At 73.0% G+C, this 18,582-nt stretch carries 18 protein-coding genes; 10 read left to right on the top strand and 8 right to left on the bottom strand.

From position 1 onward, the window contains the following. The first annotated feature begins 4 nt into the window (after window positions 1–4). Window positions 5–1,318, top strand: coding sequence for a hypothetical protein (locus tag ACL03H_RS12235; RefSeq protein WP_412811293.1), 1,314 nt, complete (start codon window positions 5–7; stop codon window positions 1,316–1,318). Between the two features lie 152 nt (window positions 1,319–1,470). Then, window positions 1,471–2,607 (top strand): cystathionine gamma-synthase, encoded by a 1,137-nt coding sequence (locus tag ACL03H_RS12230; RefSeq protein ID WP_412811292.1) that lies wholly within the window; start codon window positions 1,471–1,473, stop codon window positions 2,605–2,607. 53 nt (window positions 2,608–2,660) lie between these two features. On the opposite strand, the gene ACL03H_RS12225 is transcribed toward ACL03H_RS12230, so the two are convergent. After that, the gene (locus tag ACL03H_RS12225; protein WP_412811291.1) at window positions 2,661–2,897 is read right to left on the bottom strand and encodes a hypothetical protein; all 237 of its coding nucleotides are present in this window, start codon (window positions 2,895–2,897) and stop codon (window positions 2,661–2,663) included. Between the two features lie 170 nt (window positions 2,898–3,067). On the opposite strand from ACL03H_RS12225, the gene ilvA reads away from it, so the two are divergent. Beyond that, window positions 3,068–4,279, top strand: coding sequence for a threonine ammonia-lyase (gene ilvA, locus ACL03H_RS12220; RefSeq protein ID WP_412811290.1), 1,212 nt, complete (start codon window positions 3,068–3,070; stop codon window positions 4,277–4,279). On the opposite strand, the gene hppD is transcribed toward ilvA, so the two are convergent. Continuing rightward, window positions 4,276–5,421, bottom strand: coding sequence for a 4-hydroxyphenylpyruvate dioxygenase (gene hppD / locus ACL03H_RS12215; protein ID WP_412811355.1), 1,146 nt, complete (start codon window positions 5,419–5,421; stop codon window positions 4,276–4,278). The two genes, ilvA and hppD, sit on opposite strands and share 4 nt — an antisense overlap. Window positions 5,422–5,633: 212 nt before the next feature. Between hppD and ACL03H_RS12210 the strand changes: the two genes are divergently transcribed. Further along, complete coding sequence (locus ACL03H_RS12210) at window positions 5,634–6,131, top strand: Lrp/AsnC family transcriptional regulator (protein ID WP_412811289.1); 498 nt, start codon at window positions 5,634–5,636, stop codon at window positions 6,129–6,131. Window positions 6,132–6,459: 328 nt separating this feature from the next. On the opposite strand, the gene greA is transcribed toward ACL03H_RS12210, so the two are convergent. Beyond that, on the bottom strand, window positions 6,460–6,948 hold the full coding sequence (gene greA, locus ACL03H_RS12205) for a transcription elongation factor GreA (RefSeq protein ID WP_412811288.1): 489 nt from the start codon (window positions 6,946–6,948) through the stop codon (window positions 6,460–6,462). Window positions 6,949–7,136: 188 nt separating this feature from the next. Further along, window positions 7,137–7,574, bottom strand: coding sequence for a DUF4307 domain-containing protein (locus ACL03H_RS12200; protein WP_412811287.1), 438 nt, complete (start codon window positions 7,572–7,574; stop codon window positions 7,137–7,139). 182 nt (window positions 7,575–7,756) lie between these two features. Between ACL03H_RS12200 and mca the strand changes: the two genes are divergently transcribed. From mca to ACL03H_RS12185, 3 genes are read left to right on the top strand one after another with little or no spacing between them, the layout of a single operon-like run. After that, entirely contained in the window at window positions 7,757–8,638 is an 882-nt protein-coding gene (gene mca, locus ACL03H_RS12195; RefSeq protein WP_412811354.1) for a mycothiol conjugate amidase Mca, read from the top strand. Further along, window positions 8,635–8,967 carry a hypothetical protein gene (locus ACL03H_RS12190; RefSeq protein ID WP_412811286.1) on the top strand — a complete coding sequence of 111 codons (333 nt, stop codon included), beginning with the start codon at window positions 8,635–8,637 and terminating at the stop codon, window positions 8,965–8,967. Before mca ends, ACL03H_RS12190 begins: the two co-directional genes overlap by 4 nt. 54 nt (window positions 8,968–9,021) lie before the next feature. Next, window positions 9,022–11,046, top strand: a complete 2,025-nt coding sequence (locus tag ACL03H_RS12185) for a thioredoxin domain-containing protein (RefSeq protein WP_412811285.1) — start codon at window positions 9,022–9,024, stop codon at window positions 11,044–11,046. Window position 11,047: 1 nt separating this feature from the next. On the opposite strand, the gene trhA is transcribed toward ACL03H_RS12185, so the two are convergent. Further along, window positions 11,048–11,674 (bottom strand): PAQR family membrane homeostasis protein TrhA, encoded by a 627-nt coding sequence (gene trhA / locus ACL03H_RS12180; protein WP_412811353.1) that lies wholly within the window; start codon window positions 11,672–11,674, stop codon window positions 11,048–11,050. A gap of 194 nt (window positions 11,675–11,868) precedes the next feature. On the opposite strand from trhA, the gene ACL03H_RS12175 reads away from it, so the two are divergent. Beyond that, complete coding sequence (locus ACL03H_RS12175) at window positions 11,869–12,645, top strand: isoprenyl transferase (protein WP_412811284.1); 777 nt, start codon at window positions 11,869–11,871, stop codon at window positions 12,643–12,645. Window positions 12,646–12,764: 119 nt separating this feature from the next. Here ACL03H_RS12175 and ACL03H_RS12170 read toward each other — a convergent pair whose 3' ends face one another. Further along, entirely contained in the window at window positions 12,765–13,013 is a 249-nt protein-coding gene (locus tag ACL03H_RS12170; protein WP_412811283.1) for a hypothetical protein, read from the bottom strand. 265 nt (window positions 13,014–13,278) lie between these two features. Beyond that, window positions 13,279–13,527, bottom strand: a complete 249-nt coding sequence (locus tag ACL03H_RS12165; RefSeq protein ID WP_412811282.1) for a hypothetical protein — start codon at window positions 13,525–13,527, stop codon at window positions 13,279–13,281. A gap of 308 nt (window positions 13,528–13,835) precedes the next feature. Here ACL03H_RS12165 and ACL03H_RS12160 point away from each other — a divergent pair, with 308 nt between their 5' ends. Then, window positions 13,836–15,047, top strand: coding sequence for a DUF885 domain-containing protein (locus ACL03H_RS12160; RefSeq protein WP_412811281.1), 1,212 nt, complete (start codon window positions 13,836–13,838; stop codon window positions 15,045–15,047). Between the two features lie 639 nt (window positions 15,048–15,686). Then, window positions 15,687–16,925: a PhoH family protein gene (locus ACL03H_RS12155; RefSeq protein ID WP_412811352.1), complete on the top strand. Its 1,239-nt coding sequence runs from the start codon at window positions 15,687–15,689 to the stop codon at window positions 16,923–16,925. 49 nt (window positions 16,926–16,974) lie between these two features. Here the strand turns inward: ACL03H_RS12155 and ACL03H_RS12150 are convergent, their stop codons facing one another. Continuing rightward, the gene (locus tag ACL03H_RS12150; protein ID WP_412811280.1) at window positions 16,975–18,414 is read right to left on the bottom strand and encodes a GuaB1 family IMP dehydrogenase-related protein; all 1,440 of its coding nucleotides are present in this window, start codon (window positions 18,412–18,414) and stop codon (window positions 16,975–16,977) included. Window positions 18,415–18,582: the final 168 nt, after the last annotated feature.

The following is an 18,582-nucleotide window of genomic DNA, read 5'->3' as shown; positions in this document are numbered from 1 at the left end:
CCCGATGAGCTCTCCGCAGCCGCCGGACGGCGGTCCGCAGGGACAGCAACCGCAGGGACCCGATTCGGGGGCTTCGGCCGCCGAATCGCAGATCGAGTCCCAGCTGGACCCGCAGGCCCCGGCCACCGACCAGTCCTCCGGCTCGGACGCCACTCAGGTCGTCCGCCCCGGGCAGCTCGACCAGGCGTCATCGGAGGCGAGCGCGGACTCGACGCAGGTGGTGCGCCCGGCGCAGACGGGTGGTGACTCCACGCAGGTGGTGCCGCCGTCGATGCAGCCGCCGCAGCCGATGTACGAGCAGCCGGGCGCGGAGGGCACCACCCAGGTGGTGCCGCCGTCGATGCAACCCCCGCAGCCGATGTACGGCCAGCCCGGCACCCAGAGCCAGCCGAGCGGCTTCCCGCAGCCGGGCACGCCCGGTGGTGGTTTCCCGGCCCCGCAGGCCGGGTTCGGCGTTCCCGCGCCGCAGACCTGGGGCGGGCCCCAGTCCGGTCCGGGTGCTACCGCCGCGGGGGGCGCGGACGGCACGCTGGCCAAGGCTGCCGGGGCCAGCGGCATCGCCGCGGCCGTCGTCTGCCTGATCATGCTGATCACGACGGGCAGCCTGCCGGGAATCGTCCTCGTGCAACTGCTGCTCGCGGTCGGCACGGCGGTCGGCGGCGGCCTCGTGCTGGCGCGCGTCCAAGCCGGGCCGTACGTCGCGGGCATCGGGGGAGCGCTTGCCGCGGTCCTCTCCCTCGTCATGGCCGTGTTCCTGGCCACCACGGTCACCCTGCTCGTGTTCTGCCTGGTCATCATGCTTCTCGCGGGGGCCGCGGCGGTGCTCTCCTTCTTGACCCCGACGCGGCAGTGGGTCGAGGCCGGTGCCGCGGCCAAGCCCGGGCCGCAGGCCGGGTTCGCCCAGCAGCCCTACGCGCAGCAGCCGCAGTTCGGGCCGCCCGGACAGCCGCAGTTCGGCCAGCCCCATCCTGGCCAGCAGTTCGGCTACCCAGGGCAGCCCCAGCCGCCGCAGTTCGGTCCCCCGGGGCCGTACCAGCCCCAGCCGGGGCAGCAGCCCGGCCAGCCCCACCCGGGCCAGCCGTACCCCGGCCAGCCCTATCCCGGGCAGCCGTACGGCCAGCAGCCCTACGGCCAGCCGCAGCCGGGTCCGTACGGCCAGCCGCCGCAGCCGGGACCGTACGGCCAGCCGCAGCCGGGTCCGTACGGCCCGCCGCCGCAGCCGGGGCCCTACGGCCAGCAGCAGCCGCAGCAGCCGCAGCCCGGCCAGCAGCAGCCCCCGCAGCCCGGCGCGGGCTATCCGCAGCCGCCCCAGTGGTGATCACGCGGCAGCGGTGATCGACGCACTCCGACGGCCCTCGACCTCCCGGTCGGGGGCCGTCCTCGCGCGCGCGGCGTCCCGGCCGGGGGAACCGGGTCGCAACGGTGACCTGCCGAACGGCGGACGTCCACGTGGTCCGTACGCTGCGGCACATGAGTGATGGCTTCGCCACCCGCGCTATCCACGCGGGACAGCAACCCGATCCGACGACCGGTTCGGTGATCGTGCCCATCCACGCGACCTCGACCTACGCCCAGGACGGGGTCGGCGGGCTGCGCTCCGGGTACGAGTACTCGCGCACCGGCAATCCCACCCGCACCGCGCTCGAGCAGTGCCTCGCGGAGCTGGAGGGGGCCAAGCACGGCAGGGCCTTCTCCTCGGGGATGGCGGCCACGGACGCGGTGCTGCGCGCGGTGCTGCGCCCCGGCGATCACCTGATCATCCCGGACGACGCCTACGGCGGGACGTTCCGGCTGATCGACAAGGTCCTCACCGGCTGGGGAGTGGAGTACACGCCGGTACCGGTCTCCGACGTCGACGCGGTGCGCGCCGCGGTGCGGCCGGAGACGAAGGTGCTGTGGGTGGAGACGCCCACGAACCCGCTGCTGACCATCGCCGACATCGCGGCGCTGGCCCAGGTCTCCCGCGACGCCGGGCTCAAGCTCGTCGTGGACAACACCTTCGCGTCCCCCTACCTGCAGCGCCCGCTGGAGCTGGGTGCCGACGTGGTGGTGCACTCCACCACGAAGTACCTCGGCGGCCACTCCGACGTCGTCGGCGGCGCGGTGCTCACCTCGGACGACGAGCTGGCGGGCGCGGTGGCGTTCTTGCAGAACACCGCGGGCGCGGTGCCGGGGCCGTTCGACGCCTGGCTGACGCTGCGCGGGCTCAAGACGCTCGCGGTGCGGATGGAGCGGCACAGCGCGAACGCCGGGCGCATCGCGGCGGCGCTGCGCGAACACCCGAAGGTGGCGAAGGTCTACTACCCGGGCCTGGCCGAGCACCCCGGTCACGAGATCGCCGCCAAGCAGATGCGCGGCTTCGGCGGGATGGTCTCGTTCACCCACGTCGACGGGGAGCAGGCCGCGCTGGAGGTGTGCTCGAAGACCCGGCTGTTCACGCTGGCCGAGTCGCTCGGCGGCGTCGAGTCGTTGATCGAGCACCCGGGCCGGATGACGCACGCCAGCACCGCGGGTTCGGTGTTGCAGGTGCCCGCCGAGCTGGTCCGCCTGTCGGTCGGCATCGAGGACTCCGACGACCTGGTCGAGGACGTCCTCGCGGCGCTCTGATCCGGTGCTCGCCTCGCCGCGGCCCGTCCCGAATCCGGGGCGGGCCGCCGCTTTCACGGGGCGACGGACGGATCGCCCGCCGGTTCCGCCTCGCCGAGCCGCGGCGCGGGGCCGACGGGCAGGTCCTCGGCTCGCACGCAGCCGCCGATGAGCTCCACGACCCCGTCCCGCTGCCGGTAGGAGCCGGGGTCCTCGCACCCGGCCTGCGACACGGCGAACACCGCCGTCGCGGACAGGATCGCCGCCGCCGCGACGCCGCCGGCCAGCGGAAGCGCTCCCGCGGATGCCATCACCGGTGCCATACGCCCTCCTCGGGGCCTCCGCCCCGCGCGCCGATGCGCCGTCGTGAGCGCGCGTGCGCCCGGCAGACCCCCGTGCCGCGGTCGCTCGCGCGCGTCCTCAGCAGGGTACCGAACACCTCGCCCGGCAGTTCGCGATCGCGTTGGGGCACGATGGCGACATGCAGCTGATCAGCGTGGACCGCATCCGGGCGGCGGCCGAGGAGCTCTCCGACGTCATCCGCCGGACCCCGCTCGCGCACTCCCGGGTGCTCACCGATCACGTCGGCGCCGACGTCCACCTCAAGTGCGAGAACCTCCAGCGCACCGGCGCGTTCAAGCTGCGCGGCGCCTACGTGCGGCTGCGGGGCCTGGACGAGCGGCAGCGCGCGGCCGGGGTCGTGGCGGCCAGCGCGGGCAACCACGCGCAGGGCGTGGCGCTGGCGGCCTCGCTGCTGGGGATCCGGTCGACGGTGTTCATGCCGGAGCGGGCCACGCTGCCGAAGCTGGCCGCCACCCAGTCCTACGGAGCGACGGTGCGCGCGGAGGGCGCGGTGCTGGCCGACACCATGCGGCTCGCCCGCGAGCACGCCGAGCGGACCGGCGCGGAGTTCATCCACCCCTTCGACCACCCGGACGTCGTGGCGGGACAGGGCACGGTCGGGCTGGAGATCCTGGAACAGCTGCCCGAGGTCGGCACGGTCCTCGTCCCGACCGGTGGCGGCGGGCTCCTCAGCGGGATCGCGACCGCCGTGAAGGCGCTGCGGCCCGAGGTGCGGGTGATCGGGGTGCAGGCGGAGCAGGCCGCGGCCTGGCCGCTGTCGCTGGAGCTGGGCGCGCCCGTGCGAATCGAGGACACCCGCACGATGGCCGACGGGATCGCCGTCGCGGAGCCGGGCGAGGTCCCCTTCGCGCACGTCTCCGCGTTCGTCGACGAGGTGGTCGTGGTCAGCGAGCAGGCCCTGTCCCGGGCCCTGCTGCTGTGCCTGGAGCGGATGAAGCTGGTCGCGGAGCCCGCCGGGGTGGCCGCCGTCGCGGGCGTGCTGGAGCACCCCCGGCTGCTCGCCGGGCCGACGGTGGCGGTGCTCTCCGGCGGCAACATCGATCCGCTGCTCATGCTGCAGCTGATCCGGCACGGCATGACCTCGGCGGGCCGCTACCTGTCGTTGCGGGTGCGGCTGCCGGACCGGCCCGGTGTGCTGGCGGGGCTGCTCGCCCAGCTCGGCGAGCTGGGCGCGAACGTGCTGGACATCGAGCACTCCCGGATCTCCGGCGCGCTCGCGCTCGGCGAGGTGGACGTGGAGATCAGCCTGGAGACCCGGGGCCCGGAGCACCGCGAACACGTGGTCTCCGAGCTCACCCGGGCCGGCTTCACCGTCACCTCCGAGCGCTAGAGGTTGCCGCGCAGCTCCTGCTCCCGCTCGATCGCCTCGAACAGGGCCTTGAAGTTGCCCTTGCCGAAGCCCAGCGAACCGTGCCGCTCGATGAGCTCGTAGAACACCGTGGGCCGGTCCCCGATCGGCTTGGTGAAGATCTGCAGCAGGTAGCCGTCCTCGTCCCGGTCGACGAGGATGCCGTGCTCCTTGAGCGTCTCGATCGGCAGCCGCACCTCGCCGATGCGGGCCCGCAGCTCGGGGTCGTCGTAGTAGGAGTCCGGGGTGTTCAGGAACTCCACGCCCGCCGCCCGCATCGCGGTGATGGTGCGCAGGATGTCGCCGGTGGCCAGCGCGATGTGCTGGCAGCCCGCTCCCCGGTAGAACTCCAGGTACTCGTCGATCTGCGACTTCTTGCGCCCGGCGGCCGGCTCGTTGAGCGGGAACTTCACCCGGTGGTTGCCGTTGGCGACCACCTTGCTCATCAGCGCGGAGTACTCGGTGGCGATGTCGTCGCCGACGAATTCGGCCATGTTCACGAAGCCCAGCACCCGGTTGTAGAACGCGACCCACCGGTCCATCGCGCCGAGCTCGACGTTGCCGACGCAGTGGTCGACGGCCTGGAACAGCCGCTTCGGCGCGCCTTCCGGCTTCACGTAGCCGCCGCTGCGCGCCACGTAGCCCGGCAGGTAGGGGCCGGTGTAGCGGCTCCGGTCGACCAGGGTGTGCCGGGTCTCGCCGTAGGTGGCGATCGCGGCGGTCCGCACCAACCCGTGCTCGTCGGAGACGTCGTGCGGCTCGTCGAGGACCGTCGCGCCCTGGGCGCGGGCGTGCTCGACGCAGCGGTCCACGTCCTGCACCTCCAGCGCCAGGTCGACGACGCCGTCGCCGTGCGCCCGGTGGTGGTCGGCGAGCGAGCTGTCCGGGTCCACGGCGCCCAGCAGCACGAACCGCGCCGAGCCGGACCGGAGCACGTAGGCCTTGTGATCCCGGAAGCCCTGCTCGGGACCGCGGTACGCGACGAGCTCCATTCCGAAGGCGACCTGGTAGAACAGCGCGCTCTGCGTGGCGTTGCCGACGACGAACACGACGGCGTCCATGCCCCGGACCGGGAAGGGGTCTCGGCTCGCGTCGTGGTCGACGAGACCGACGAGCCGGCGCATCTGGTCGAAGGTGACGTCGTCGAGCTCTCCGGTGCTGCCGCTGCGGTCGACGGTGCCGGTCACGATGGCCTCCCTGCGTTGTGCGGGTTCGTGAGCGGAAGCGTGAGCCGGTCGGTCATGCTGTGCAAGGGACTTCCGTCGCGCTGGTCACAGTGTCCAGTCGCGAGGGGGTGCGGTTCGGTCCGCTGGTCAGGTTGCGCAGGAGGTTCGGTGTGGAGCACGACGCGACGGAACTGGACGGGCTGGACGCCCGGCTGCTGCTGCTCCTCGCCGACGAGCCGCGGCTCGGGGTGCTGGAGTGCTCGCGGCGGCTGGGCGTCGCGCGGGGCACGGTGCAGGCGCGGCTGGATCGGATGAGCAGGCGCGGGGTGCTGCGCGGTTTCCCGCCGGACCTGGACCTGGCGGCGATGGGCTACGGACTCACGGCCTTCGCGGTGCTGGAGATCGCGCAGGGCCAGCGGGACGCGGTCGTGCGGCGGCTGGAGGCGATCGACGAGGTGTGCGAGGTGCACACCACGACCGGCGAGGGCGACCTGTGGGTGCGGCTGGTGGCGCGGTCGAACGCGGACCTGCAACGGGTGATCGACGAAGTGGTCGCGGCGCCGCAGGTGCTGCGGACCTCGACCTCGATCACCTTGTCGACGCCGGTGCCGCCCCGGGTGCGGCCGCTGCTGGAGCGGTTGGCGGGAGAGCGCCCGGACGCGCCGTGAAGCCGGGCACCGGCGTCTCCGCGCCCGACCGGGCGACGGGAGGCTCCGCGCGGAGCGGGGAGTTCCGGGCCGCGGCGGGGAAGCGCGCGGAACGGGACGCGCAATTCAACCGGGATGCCGAAAGCGATGCGCACGGCATCACCACGGGAATGCGGGAATGCGCGTCCCGATCGATTCGGCGGGAAATTTCCGGGACCAACGATGAACGAGTGATGAAAGGGGCGGGACCGCGTGGGGCGGGCATCGGCGCGCCGCACCGGAGTCCGCGGGAAAAGCAGCGGATAAGCGGAGCGGGCGCGGCCGGAGCCCGCCCGCTTCCGCGACCTGTTCAGCCGGAGAAAGGCTCGGCCTTGACCAGGGTCACCTTCATCGTGCCGCCGTTGGGCAGCTCGTACTCCCGCGTCTCGCCTTCCTTGGCGTCCAGCAGCGCCTGGCCCAGCGGGGAGCTGGGGGAGTAGACCTCGAGGTCGCCGTGGGCGCCCTCTTCCCGGTTGGCCAGGAGGAACTGCTCGGTGTCGTCCTCACCGTCGTAGCGCACGGTCAGCACTGATCCGGGCTTCGCCACGCCGGACTCGGTCGGCACGTCGCCGACCTGCGCGGTTCGCAGCAGCTCCTGCAACTGGCGGATCCGCGACTCCAGCTGGCCCTGCTCCTCGCGGGCCGCGTGGTAACCGCCGTTCTCCTTGAGGTCGCCCTCCTCGCGGGCTTCGTTGATCTTCGCGGCGATCACCGGGCGGTTGGCCACGAGCTCGTCGAGCTCGCCCTTGAGCCGCGCATAAGCATCCTGGGTCAGCCAGGTCACCTGGGTATCGCTCACGGTCACCACTCCTCGTCGACGGCGACCCGCCTTCCGCGGGCCGACAACTTCCGCCCCTGGGGAATTCCGGGTACTGCTAGGAACGGAAAAAACACGGCCCGCGCGGGACCGTGCTGCGCTTGACGATAGCACAAATCAGCCCACCGATGGAGTGCACTTTCTCAGCATCCGGGGCTGATTGGTCTTGTTCACCCGGTTGGCCGCTGGTGGGTGGACAAGTATTCAGGAACGCGGTAGGTGCAGCCGTACACCTCCCCGATGGTCGCTCGATGGGACGTGCGCAGGACCGTGTCCACGCGCACCGTTCCGCCTCCCGGGGGAACGAGGACCTCTTTCCGCCCGACCTCCTCGCCGGACTCCGCGCGGGCGCGGATGACGCACTCGGCGGGCGCGGCCGGGTCGTCGCGGCGGACTTCGGCGGTGACCTGGACGGCGCCGTCGTCGAGGACGTCGAAGGCGACCTGCTTGCCCTCGATCGGCGCGCTGCCGAGGTTCTGGTACCCGAGGACCGACACCCCGGCGAGTACCACGAGGACGAGCGCTCCGAGCACCCAGCGGGCCACCGGCGGGGCGGTGCGCCGGGCTCGCGACCCGTACCGCCCTTCGGGGACCTGGCTGCTGCTCACCGCGCGCCGCCTTCCTGCTCCGATCGGGTTCGCCGGATCGGAGGTGCCCGCCCCGGCCGTTCGGGAGGGTCGACCCGTTGGGAACAATGGGTGGTGACCCCCGCGTTGAGTATCCCCGTGGGCGTCCGGCCGGCAGTCAGCGGGGCCGGGTGTGATGTGACCAGGGAAGGGACATGCCTCCGATGGCCGAGAAGCTGCGTCTGATGACGGTGCACGCGCACCCGGACGACGAGTCCAGCAAAGGTGCGGCGACCACCGCGCGCTACGTGGCGGAGGGGCACGACGTGATGGTCGTCACCTGCACCGGTGGCGAGGCGGGCAGCATCCTCAACCCCGCCATGGAGCGCCCGGACGTGCTGGCGAACCTGCCGGAGATCCGCAAGCAGGAGATGGCGAAGGCCGCCGAGATCCTCGGTGTTCAGCACCGCTGGCTGGGCTACGTCGATTCGGGCCTGCCGGAGGGGGACCCGCTGCCCCCGCTGCCGGAGGGCTGCTTCGCCGCGATCGACCCGTCCGGCCCGATCGCCGATCTGGTCGGGCTGCTGCGCGAGTTCCGTCCGCACGTCGTGATCACCTACGACGAGAACGGCGGCTACCCGCACCCCGACCACATCCGCTGCCACGAGGTCTCGATGGCGGCGTTCGACGCGGCGGGCGACCCGGAGCTGCACCAGGACCGGGGCGAGCCGTGGCAGCCGCTGAAGCTGTACTACTCGCACGGCTTCTCCCGCAAGAAGATGCAGCTGTTCCACGACGCCCTGCTGGAGCGCGGCCTCGACTCGCCCTACGGCGACTGGCTGGCCCGCTGGGACGGGACCCGCCCGGACACCGACGAGCGGGTCACGACCCGCGTCGAGTGCGGGGCGCACTTCGAGGCGCGGGACGACGCGCTGCGGGCGCACGCGACCCAGATCGACCCGGACAGCCGGTGGTTCGCGGTCCCGCTGGACATCCAGCGCGCGCTGTGGCCGACCGAGGACTACGAGCTGGTGCGCTCGCTGGTCGATTCGACGTTGCCGGAGGACGACCTGTTCTCCGGGGTGCGGGAGAAGGTGTCGGCATGAACGCGCACGAGGCGCTGACCCTGCTGGTCGCGCAGGCGCCAGCCCCGCCGGAGGATCCCGGCGGGCAGGGGGAGGACTTCGGCAAGTCCTCGCCGGTCGGACTGCTGCTGCTGGTGCTGTTCTTCATCGCGGTGGCGTTCCTGATCCGCTCGATGACCAAGCACCTCAAGAAGCTGCCCACCAGCTTCGACGAGCAGCGAGCCGCCGCCGCGGCGCCGGCTCGCGCCCGGCGCGCCCAGGCGCGCGCGGAGGCGGACGCCGAGGCCGCCGACTCGGCCGAGGAGGCGGGCGAGGCGAATCCCAGGGGCAGCGGCGCCGCGACGGGCTGAGCCGCGCCTCCCGAGGTGGGTGCGGCGATCAACTGCGGGTGGGAGGCTGGGGGCATGAACCGCCTGGCCGATGCCACCAGCCCCTACCTGCTGCAGCACGCGGACAACCCGGTGCGGTGGTGGCCCTGGTCGCCGGAGGCCTTCGAGGAGGCTCGCCGCCGGGACGTCCCGGTGCTGCTGTCCGTCGGCTACGCCGCCTGCCACTGGTGTCACGTGATGGCGCACGAGTCGTTCGAGGACCCCGAGATCGCGGCGGTCATGAACGAGCACTTCGTGAACGTCAAGGTGGACCGGGAGGAGCGGCCCGACGTCGACGCGGTCTACATGGAGGTCACCCAGGCCATGACCGGCCAGGGCGGCTGGCCGATGACCTGCTTCCTCACGCCGGACGGCGAGCCGTTCCACTGCGGCACCTACTACCCGCCGAAGCCGCTGCGCGGGATGCCCTCGTTCCCCCAGCTGCTCGAGGCGGTGGCGAGCGCGTGGACCGAGCGCGGGGACGAGGTGCGCGCCGCTGCCTCGCGCGTCGTCGAGCAGCTCGCGGGCCAGGGGCCGGGACTGCCCGAAGCCGGTGTCGACGAGCAGGTGCTGGAGTCGGCGGTCGCCCGGCTCGACGACGAGTTCGACCAGGTCAACGCCGGCTTCGGCGGGGCCCCGAAGTTCCCGCCGTCGATGGTTCTCGAATTCCTGCTGCGCCACCACGAGCGGACCGGCTCGGCGACGGCGCTGGAGCTGGCCGAGCGCACCTGCGAGGCGATGGCCCGCGGCGGCCTGCACGACCAGCTCGCGGGCGGGTTCGCGCGCTACAGCGTCGACGCGGAGTGGGTGGTGCCGCACTTCGAGAAGATGCTCTACGACAACGCGCTGCTGCTCCGCGCCTACGCCCACCTCGCCCGGTTGGGCACCGGATCCGCAGGCCTGGCTCAGCGGGTGGCGCGGATGACCGCCGAGTTCCTGCTGCGGGACCTGCGCACCCCGGAGGGGGCCTTCGCGGCCTCCCTGGACGCCGACACCGAGGGCGTGGAGGGGCTCACCTACGTGTGGACCCCGGAGGAGTTGCGCGAGGTGCTGGGTGAGCGGGACGCGGCGTGGGCCGCAGACCTCCTCTCCGTCACCGACGCGGGGACCTTCGAGCACGGCGCGTCCACGCTGCGGCTGCCGCGCGACCCCGAGGACCCCGTGCGATGGCAGCGCGTGCGGGAGGCGCTCGCCGAGGCCCGCTCGCGCCGTCCGCAGCCCGGCCTCGACGACAAGGTCGTCACCGCGTGGAACGGCATGGCGCTGACCGCGCTGGTCGAAGCCGCCGCCGCGCTGGACGAACCGGGGTGGATCGACGACGCCCGCCGGGCGGCGGAACTGCTGGTGGACCGGCACCTGGTCGACGGCAGGCTGCGCCGCAGCTCCCGCCACGGGGTCGTGGGGCGCGCCGCCGGCGTGCTGGAGGACCACGGCTGCCTCGCCGAGGGCTTGCTCGCGCTCCACCAGGCCACCGGCGAGCGGCGCTGGCTGGACGTGGCCTGCGCCCTGCTGGACGTGGCGCTGGAGCGCTTCGCCGAGCCCGAGCACCCGGGCGTCTTCCACGACACCGCCTCGGACGCGGAGGCGCTGGTGCGCAGGCCTTCCGATCCGACCGACAACGCGAGCCCCTCCGGCGCCTCCGCGACCGCGGCGGCGCTGGCCTCGGCCGCCGCGCTGGCGGGTCCGGACCGGGCCGCCCGCTACCGGCTCGCGGCCGAGCAGGCGGTAGCCCGCTCCGGGCTGCTGGCCCAGCGCGCGCCCCGCTTCGCCGGGCACTGGCTGGCCACCGCGGAGGCGCTGCGGCACGGCCCGGTGCAGATCGCCATCGCGGGCGAACCGGGATCGGCGCGGGCGGAGCTGCTGGCCACCGCCCGCCGACGCGCCCCCGGTGGGGCGGTCGCGGTCGCGGGCGAACCGGAGGCCCCGGAGGTCCCGCTGCTCGCCGGTCGCGGGCTGGTCGACGGCGTCCCCGCCGCCTACGTCTGCCGCGGGTACGTCTGCGACCGCCCGGTCACCGATTCCGAGGCCCTGGCGGAGGCGCTGAGCGGGCCCTCGGCGTAGCTCAGGCGTAGAGGGCGAGCCAGATCGAGACGTGGTGGCAGATGGCGGCCACGGTGACCGCCGCGTGGAAGAACTCGTGGTAGCCGAAGGTCTTCGGCCACGGGTCGGGCCAGCGGCTCGCGTAGCAGATCGCGCCGAGCGAGTAGAGCACGCCGCCCACGATCAGCAGCACGAACGCCGCGACACCCGCGTTCGAGAGCAGCTCCGGCAGCACGAACACGGCCACCCAGCCCAGGGCCAGGTACACCGGCACGCCCACCCAGCGCGGCCCGTTCGGCCAGGCCAGCTTGAGCACCACCCCGCCGAGCGCGCCGCCCCACACCACGGCGAGCACGATCGCGCCGGTCGTCGGCTGCATCGCCAGCATCGCGAACGGCGTGTAGGTGCCCGCGATGAACAGGAAGATCATCGAGTGGTCCAGGCGGCGCATCCAGGTGCGCGCGTCCACCGAGTTCCAGGTCTTGCGGTGGTACAGCGCGCTCACCCCGAACAGGCCGAGCACGGTGGCGACGTAGATCGAGGTGCCCACCGCCGCGGAGGCGCCGACCGTGGCGCCTGCGATCGAGATGAGCGTCGCCCCCGAGACGCCGGCGCCCACCAAGGACCAGAGGTGGATCCAGCCGCGCATCCGGGGCTTGATCGAGGCGGAACTGCGTCGAGCGGTGAATGCGCTAGTCACGGGGCAAGATTACGGGACCGCGGGTTCGGTGCGTTCCCACCAGGCGGTGACGTCCGCTGCACGGGCCCGCGTTCCCGCTGCCCCTCCGCGTTCGGCGGAGGGACCGGCGAGGCCGCGCGGGGGCCCGCGTACTCTCGGGGAGCGTGGCGCTCAAGGTTCGTCTGCGGGAACTCATCTACGACCTGTACGAGCGACGGCTGCGCCGTCAGCTCCGCGGGGCCAGATCGCCTCGTCACGTGGGTGTGATCCTCGACGGGAACCGCCGCTGGGCCAAGGAGGCCGGGCTCGACATCGCGCACGGGCACCGCGCCGGCGCCCGCAAGATCAGCGAACTGCTCGGCTGGTGCCAGGAAGCCGACGTCGAGGTGGTCACGCTCTGGCTGCTCTCGACCGACAACCTCAGCCGCTCCAGCGCCGAGCTGGACGCGCTCCTGGAGATCATCGCCGGGGTGGTCGACGAGCTGACGGCCGCGAGCAACCCGTGGCAGGTCCGCATCGTCGGCGCCTTGGACATGCTGCCGACGGAGACCGCGGCCCGGCTCTCCGCCGCCGCGCTGCGCACCGAGGGCCGCACCGGGATGCAGGTCAACGTCGCCGCGGGCTACGGCGGGCGGCAGGAGATCGCCGACGCGGTGCGCAAGCTGCTCCAGCAGCACGCGGAGGAGGGCACCACGATCGAGGAGCTCGCGGAGTTCCTCACCGTCGACCACATCTCCGAGCACCTCTACACCTCCGGCCAGCCGGACCCGGACCTGCTGATCCGCACCTCCGGTGAACAGCGGCTGTCGGGTTTCATGCTCTGGCAGTCGGCGCATTCCGAGTTCTGGTTCTGCGAGGCCTACTGGCCCGCGTTCCGCCGGGTGGACTTCCTGCGCGCGCTGCGCGAGTACTCCGCGCGGCACCGTCGCTACGGCGGCTGAGCGAAGCCGAGCCGGGGAGGGGCGCGGCCCCGGCGCCGCGAGCGCTCCGGAAACGGCGAAGAGGCCAGGCCCCGAAGGACCTGGCCTCTTCGTGCATCCGCACGAGCGCCTGGTGCGTGTCAGCCCTTGATGGACGGGTGGTCCACGACCGGGGCGTTGACGCACTGGCTGGTCTGCGGCGACAGGATCGGCACAACGGCGCCGAGCACGGCCACGTTGTTGCCGCACAGCTGCACCGGAACGGCGCTGATGTTGTTGTCGTTCAGCACGTTGACGCCGTCGTTGTCGGCGCTGTCCGCGTTGGCGATGGGGGCGAGGGCCATCAGGCCGGCCGCCGCACCGGCGACGATCACTGCCTTCTTCAGCATTGCGTTCACTCTCCTTGTGTATTGCCGCGGGATGCTCCGGAGCGGCACCATTGTTCGCGTGAGGTCACGCGGAGAACCGATTCGGAGCGGGTCGAGATGTCACCGGAGGAGGAATTGTTCCGAATCATCGGAGTGAGTTCCGGCTAGCCGGTGACACTACCTCGAAATCATGAGTCGCGCTGGTTTCGACACGCGCGGAGCGGAATGAGATGATCTCTTCTTCCGCGGCGTTCCGCGATGCTGAGAAGCGCGAGCTGGAACCGGCTCAGCCCTTGGCGGACGGGTGGTCGACCACGGGAGCGTTCACGCAGTCGCTCGTCTGCGGCGACAGAACCGGCACCACGGCGCCCAGCACGGCGACGTTGTTGCCGCAGGCCTGGATGGGCAGCACGCTGAGGTTGTTGTCGTTCAGCAGGTTGACGCCATCGTTGTCCGCGCTGTCCGCGTTGGCGATCGGTGCCAGCGCCATCAGACCCGCCGCCGCACCGGCGACGACCACTGCCTTCTTCAGCACTTGGATGCTCCTTGTTGTTTCGGGTGTGGCGGCCGCGTTCCCTCGTTCACGAGCACCCCGGAAGTTCGCCCAGGGAGGCGGCCGCAAAAAAACCTAACCATTCCTGAAGGCGTGAGCACAGCTGGTTAACACCATCGTGTAATCTATTCTTTTGGGCCTCAAGTTCCGACCCGGAACGTCCGGAGCGAAGTTACCAACGGGTAAGGGAATCGGCGCCATAGCATTCGGGTTTCGCGATTCCGCGACGGGGTTCCGCGAAAAGCCGCGCGCGGCTTCCGCCGCTGCTCGCGCGGCCGTAAGGTCCGTCCGTGGACGATCCGGAGCCGGTGCGCGGATACCTCCGCCTCGCGTCGCGTCTCGGCGCGCTCGACGGCGGTCTGGTGCTGTCCCACCCCGCCGGAGCCCCTTTCCGGGACGAGGCGCCCGCCGATCCCGCCCGCCTCGCCGAGCTGGCGGCGCGCTCCCGGGTGGAGTTGGCCGGAGCCCGTCTCAACCCGGTGCGCCGGGACTTCCTCGACGGTCAGCTCCGCGCCCTGCGGCAGCACGGCCTGCGGCTCGCGGGGATCCCGACGCCGTTCGTCGCGGAGGCCGAGGAGTGCTTCGGCGTCCGTCCGGAGCGCGGAGATCCCGAGCGCTACCGCCGCGCGCACGCCGCGCTGGACGGGCTGCTGCCGGGCCGGGGTGATCTCGCGCTCCGGCTCGTCCTGCTCGGCGAGCGGGAGCCGGTGCCCCCGGAGCTGCTGGGCCGGGCCGTCCGCGCGCTCGCCGACGCGCTGCGCGCGCGGGTGCGCGCGAGCCCGGGCCTGCCCGTGCAGGAGCGCGTCGACCTCCGCCTGGTCCGGGGGCGGCCGTGGTCGGCGTTGCACCGCTACCGGGGAGGGTTCCGCTCGCTGGTCGCGGTCGACTCGGATCGCGATCCCTGGGCGGGCCGGCTGCCGGCGCTCGTCGCGCACGAGACCTATCCCGGCCACCACGCGGAGCACTGCCGCAAGGAGCTGTCGCTGGTGGACCGGCGCGGGTGGGCGGAGCACGGGGTCGCGCTGCGGGACACCCCGCAGGCGCTGCTCGCGGAGGGGATCGCCGACCTCGGGCTGCGGATCGCGGTGGGGCCCGGTTGGGGGCGCTGGGCCGAGGACGTGCTGGCGGAGGTGGGCGTGGCGCTCGACGGCGAGCGGGCCGAGCGGGTGCGCGAGGCGCTGTTCGCGCTGCGCCGGGTCCGCTCCGACGCGGCCCTGCTGCTGCACCGGGACGGAGCGCGACCCGAGGAGGTCGTCGGGTACCTGCGCCGCTGGGCGCTGCTGCCCGCGGAACGCGCCCGGCGGTTCGTCCGGTACATCGCCGATCCGCGGCGCAGGTGCGGGGTGGTGGCGTACGTCGAAGGCGCCCGGCTGGTGCGGGACCGGCTCGACGCGGTTCCAGGGCCGGAGACCGTCCGGCAGCTGCTCGACGAGCCCTGGACCGCGGAACGGCTCCGCCCGGAGTCCGGGCCGCTGCGCCGTTCGGCTGAGGATCCCGGATAGGCGATAGGTCGGGAATGTCCCGTTCTTCACCCGTTAAGACCAAAGTGGACGCTGGGTTGATCACGGCACGTGCGTGCGTCCGGATGAGCGCGTCCCGGCGGGGCCGCGGCCGTTCGCGGCCGGGTCGCGACGTCGTGACCTGCGGCTACCGCGACGGGTCGGGCATCGGGGACGAGGTCCCGGCGGCGCCCGGGTGCACCGAAAGCGGTGCGCACGTGACATCCGCCTGACGTTCCGGCGAATCACCTGCCTGGTCGCCTGCCGATGACCGGATCACAGAGGTAGCGTCCGAAGTGACGGGTCGACGCGTAAATGGCCCGTCCGGGGAGGCCCTGACCGTGGCTGTTGGCTGGATCGGACGGTATCACCGTCCTCCGTGGTCGCTCGGGGCCGGTGCGCGGCCTCGGTGGCTGCGCCGGACCGCCCGCCGGTCCGGCCAGGCCAGGGCAGGGGCGGCCCGGCCCGCCGACGAGCGGGCGTGTGCTCCACGCCCGCGAGGGAGTAGCCGTGACCACACGACGTTCCCAGGACGCAGCGGAACACCCGGCTCAGGCCGAGGTCACCGCAGGCGACGCAGCTTCGACGGAGATCCGCACGTACGTGCTCGACACCTCGGTGCTGCTGTCCGATCCGTGGGCGATGACCCGCTTCGCCGAGCACCGCGTGGTGCTCCCGCTGGTCGTGATCAGCGAACTCGAGGCGAAGCGGCATCACCCGGAGCTCGGCTGGTTCGCCAGGGAGGCCCTGCGGGGTCTCGACGAGCTGCGCGTCGAGCACGGGCGCTTGGACGCGCCGGTGCAGATCGGTGCGCTCGGCGGCACGCTGCACGTGGAGCTCAACCACTCGGATCCCCAGGTGCTGCCACCAGGCTTCCGCACCGACTCCAACGACGCCCGGATCCTGGCGTGCTCGCTGAACCTGGCCGCGGACGGTCATCGGGTCACGCTGGTCACGAAGGACATGCCGCTGCGGGTGAAGGCGGCGTCGGTCGCGCTGGAGGCGGACGAGTACCGCGCCCAGGACGTGGTGTCGACCGGCTGGTCCGGGATGGCGGACCTGGACGTCCCACCGGAGTCGGTGGACGCGCTGTTCAAGGGTGGTGAGGTCGAGCTCGACGAGGCCAAGGACCTGCCCGCGAACACCGGGCTGCGGTTGCTGGCCGGCACCCAGAGCGCGCTGGGCCGGGTCACCGCGGACAAGCAGGTGAAGCTCGTGCGCGGGGACCGGGAGGCGTTCGGCCTGCACGGCCGCTCCGCCGAGCAGCGGATCGCGCTGGACCTGCTGCTGGACCCGGACGTCGGGATCGTCTCGCTCGGCGGCCGGGCGGGCACCGGGAAGTCGGCGCTGGCGCTGTGCGCCGGCCTGGAGGCGGTGCTGGAGCGCCAGCAGCACCGCAAGGTCGTGGTCTTCCGCCCGGTGTACGCGGTGGGCGGCCAGGAGCTCGGCTACCTGCCCGGCAGCGAGAACGAGAAGATGCAGCCCTGGGCGCAGGCGGTGTTCGACACCTTGGGCGCGCTGGCCAGCGAGAACGTCCTCGACGAGCTCACCGACCGGGGAATGCTCGAGGTGCTGCCGCTGACCCACATCCGGGGCCGGTCGCTGCACGACTCGTTCGTGATCGTGGACGAGGCGCAGTCGCTGGAGCGCAACGTGCTGCTCACCGTGCTGTCCCGGCTCGGGGCGAACTCCCGGGTGGTGCTCACCCACGACGTCGCGCAGCGGGACAACCTGCGCGTGGGGCGGCACGACGGGGTGGCCGCGGTGATCGAGAAGCTGAAGGGTCACCCGCTGTTCGCGCACGTCACGCTCACCCGCTCGGAGCGCTCGCCGGTGGCGGCGCTGGTGACCGAGATGCTGGAGGGCGAGTTCACGCCGTGACCGGTCGCGGGCCGTCCCCCCGGGGCTCCCGGGAGGGCGGCCCGTCCGCTCACCAGCCGGTCGGCAGCGGGCGGCCCTCGGCGAAGCCCGCGGCGGACTGGATGCCCACCAGGGCCCGCTCGTGGAACTCGGCCAGGGTGCGCGCTCCGGCGTAGGTGCAGGACGAGCGCAGGCCCGAGCTGATCTCGTCCAGCAGGTCCTCGACGCCGGGCCGCCTCGGATCGATCTTCATCCGGGAGCTGGAGATGCCCTCCTCGTAGAGGGCCTTGCGGGCCCGGTCGAAGGCGCTGTCGGCGCGGGTCCGGGCCCCCACCGCGCGCTTGGAGGCCATGCCGAAGGACTCCTTGTAGGCCCGGCCGTGCTCGTCGCGCAGCAGGTCGCCGGGCGATTCGTGGGTACCGGCGAACCAGGAGCCGACCATCACCGAAGCGGCGCCCGCGGCCAGCGCCAGGGCCACGTCGCGCGGGTGCCGCACCCCGCCGTCGGCCCACACGTGCTTGCCGAGCTCGCGGGCGGCGGCCGCGCACTCGGCGACGGCGGAGAACTGCGGGCGGCCGACGCCGGTCATCATGCGGGTGGTGCACATGGCGCCGGGGCCGACTCCGACCTTGATCACGTCCGCGCCCGCCTCGACGAGGTCGCGCACCCCCTCGGCGGTGACCACGTTGCCCGCCACGAGCGGGACCCGCGGCCCGAGCTCGCGCACCGCGCGCAACGCGCTGATCATCTTTTCCTGGTGGCCGTGCGCGGTGTCCACGACCAGCGCGTCGACCCCGGCGGTGAGCAGCGCGGCGGCCTTGCCCGGCACGTCGCCGTTGACGCCGACCGCCGCGGCGACCCGCAGCCTGCCCGCGCCGTCGACGGCGGGGGCGTAGACCTCGGCGCGCAGCGAGCCGCGCTGGGTGAGGATGCCGGCGAGCCTGCCGTCGGCGTCCACGGCGAGCGCGACCTGCCTGCCCTGGCGGTCCAGCTGCTCGAAGACCTCGCGCGGCTTCGTGTCCAGCGCCAGCACCAGGGGCGCCGGGTCGGCGACCTCGCCGACCCGGGCGAACCGGTCCACCCCGCCGCAGGCGGCCTCGTCGACCACGCCGACCGGCCGGTGGTCCTCGTCGACCACGACGACGGCGCCGTGCGAGCGCTTCGGGAGCAGGTTGAGCACGTCGGCCACCGCGTCGTCCGGGCGCAGCACCAGCGGCGTGTCCCAGACGGAGTGCCGCTCCTTCACCCAGGAGACGATCTCGGCGACCGCTTCGGGGGCGACGTCCTGCGGGAGCACGACGAGCCCGCCGCGCCGGGCCACGGTCTCGGCCATCCGGCGGCCCGCCACGGCGGTCATGTTGGCCACCACGATGGGCAGCGTCGCACCCGTCCCGTCGGAGGTGGCGAGGTCGACGTCGAACCGGGACTCCACGCCGGAGCGGCGCGGTGCCAGGAAGACGTCGTCGTAGGTCAGGTCGGTGGTGGGCTGCTGCCCGTTCAAGAACTGCACAAGCCGCCACCCTACGTGCCGGGACCAGCCCGGACGCCCCCTTCGCGGAGGGGGACCGCACGGCTCGACCGGTTCAGCTGCCCGATCGGAGGACGACCTCGCCCCCGCCCCGCCGCGGCGAACCGGGCCGCGCCCGCACCCCGCCGCGCTCCGCTGGGGCGTGGAATC

Source organism: Saccharopolyspora antibiotica, from assembly GCF_047200635.1.
Lineage (GTDB): Bacteria > Actinomycetota > Actinomycetes > Mycobacteriales > Pseudonocardiaceae > Saccharopolyspora_C.
The sequence above is the reverse complement of the archived record's forward strand: the minus strand, read 5'-3'. Positions and strand labels throughout refer to the sequence as shown.

Bases quoted from the DNA above. Each gene is read 5' to 3' on its own strand.
- ACL03H_RS12155 (WP_412811352.1), top strand. From the start codon at position 15,687: ATGACCCGCTTCGCCGAGCACCGCGTGGTGCTCCCGCTGGTCGTGATC.
- ACL03H_RS12225 (WP_412811291.1), bottom strand. From the start codon at position 2,897: ATGGCATCCGCGGGAGCGCTTCCGCTGGCCGGCGGCGTCGCGGCGGCG.
- ACL03H_RS12190 (WP_412811286.1), top strand. From the start codon at position 8,635: ATGAACGCGCACGAGGCGCTGACCCTGCTGGTCGCGCAGGCGCCAGCC.
- ACL03H_RS12230 (WP_412811292.1), top strand. From the start codon at position 1,471: ATGAGTGATGGCTTCGCCACCCGCGCTATCCACGCGGGACAGCAACCC.
- ACL03H_RS12185 (WP_412811285.1), top strand. From the start codon at position 9,022: ATGAACCGCCTGGCCGATGCCACCAGCCCCTACCTGCTGCAGCACGCG.
- ilvA (WP_412811290.1), top strand. From the start codon at position 3,068: ATGCAGCTGATCAGCGTGGACCGCATCCGGGCGGCGGCCGAGGAGCTC.
- mca (WP_412811354.1), top strand. From the start codon at position 7,757: ATGGCCGAGAAGCTGCGTCTGATGACGGTGCACGCGCACCCGGACGAC.
- ACL03H_RS12170 (WP_412811283.1), bottom strand. From the start codon at position 13,013: ATGCTGAAGAAGGCAGTGATCGTCGCCGGTGCGGCGGCCGGCCTGATG.
- trhA (WP_412811353.1), bottom strand. From the start codon at position 11,674: ATGCGCGGCTGGATCCACCTCTGGTCCTTGGTGGGCGCCGGCGTCTCG.
- ACL03H_RS12235 (WP_412811293.1), top strand. From the start codon at position 5: ATGAGCTCTCCGCAGCCGCCGGACGGCGGTCCGCAGGGACAGCAACCG.
- hppD (WP_412811355.1), bottom strand. From the start codon at position 5,421: ATGCGCCGGCTCGTCGGTCTCGTCGACCACGACGCGAGCCGAGACCCC.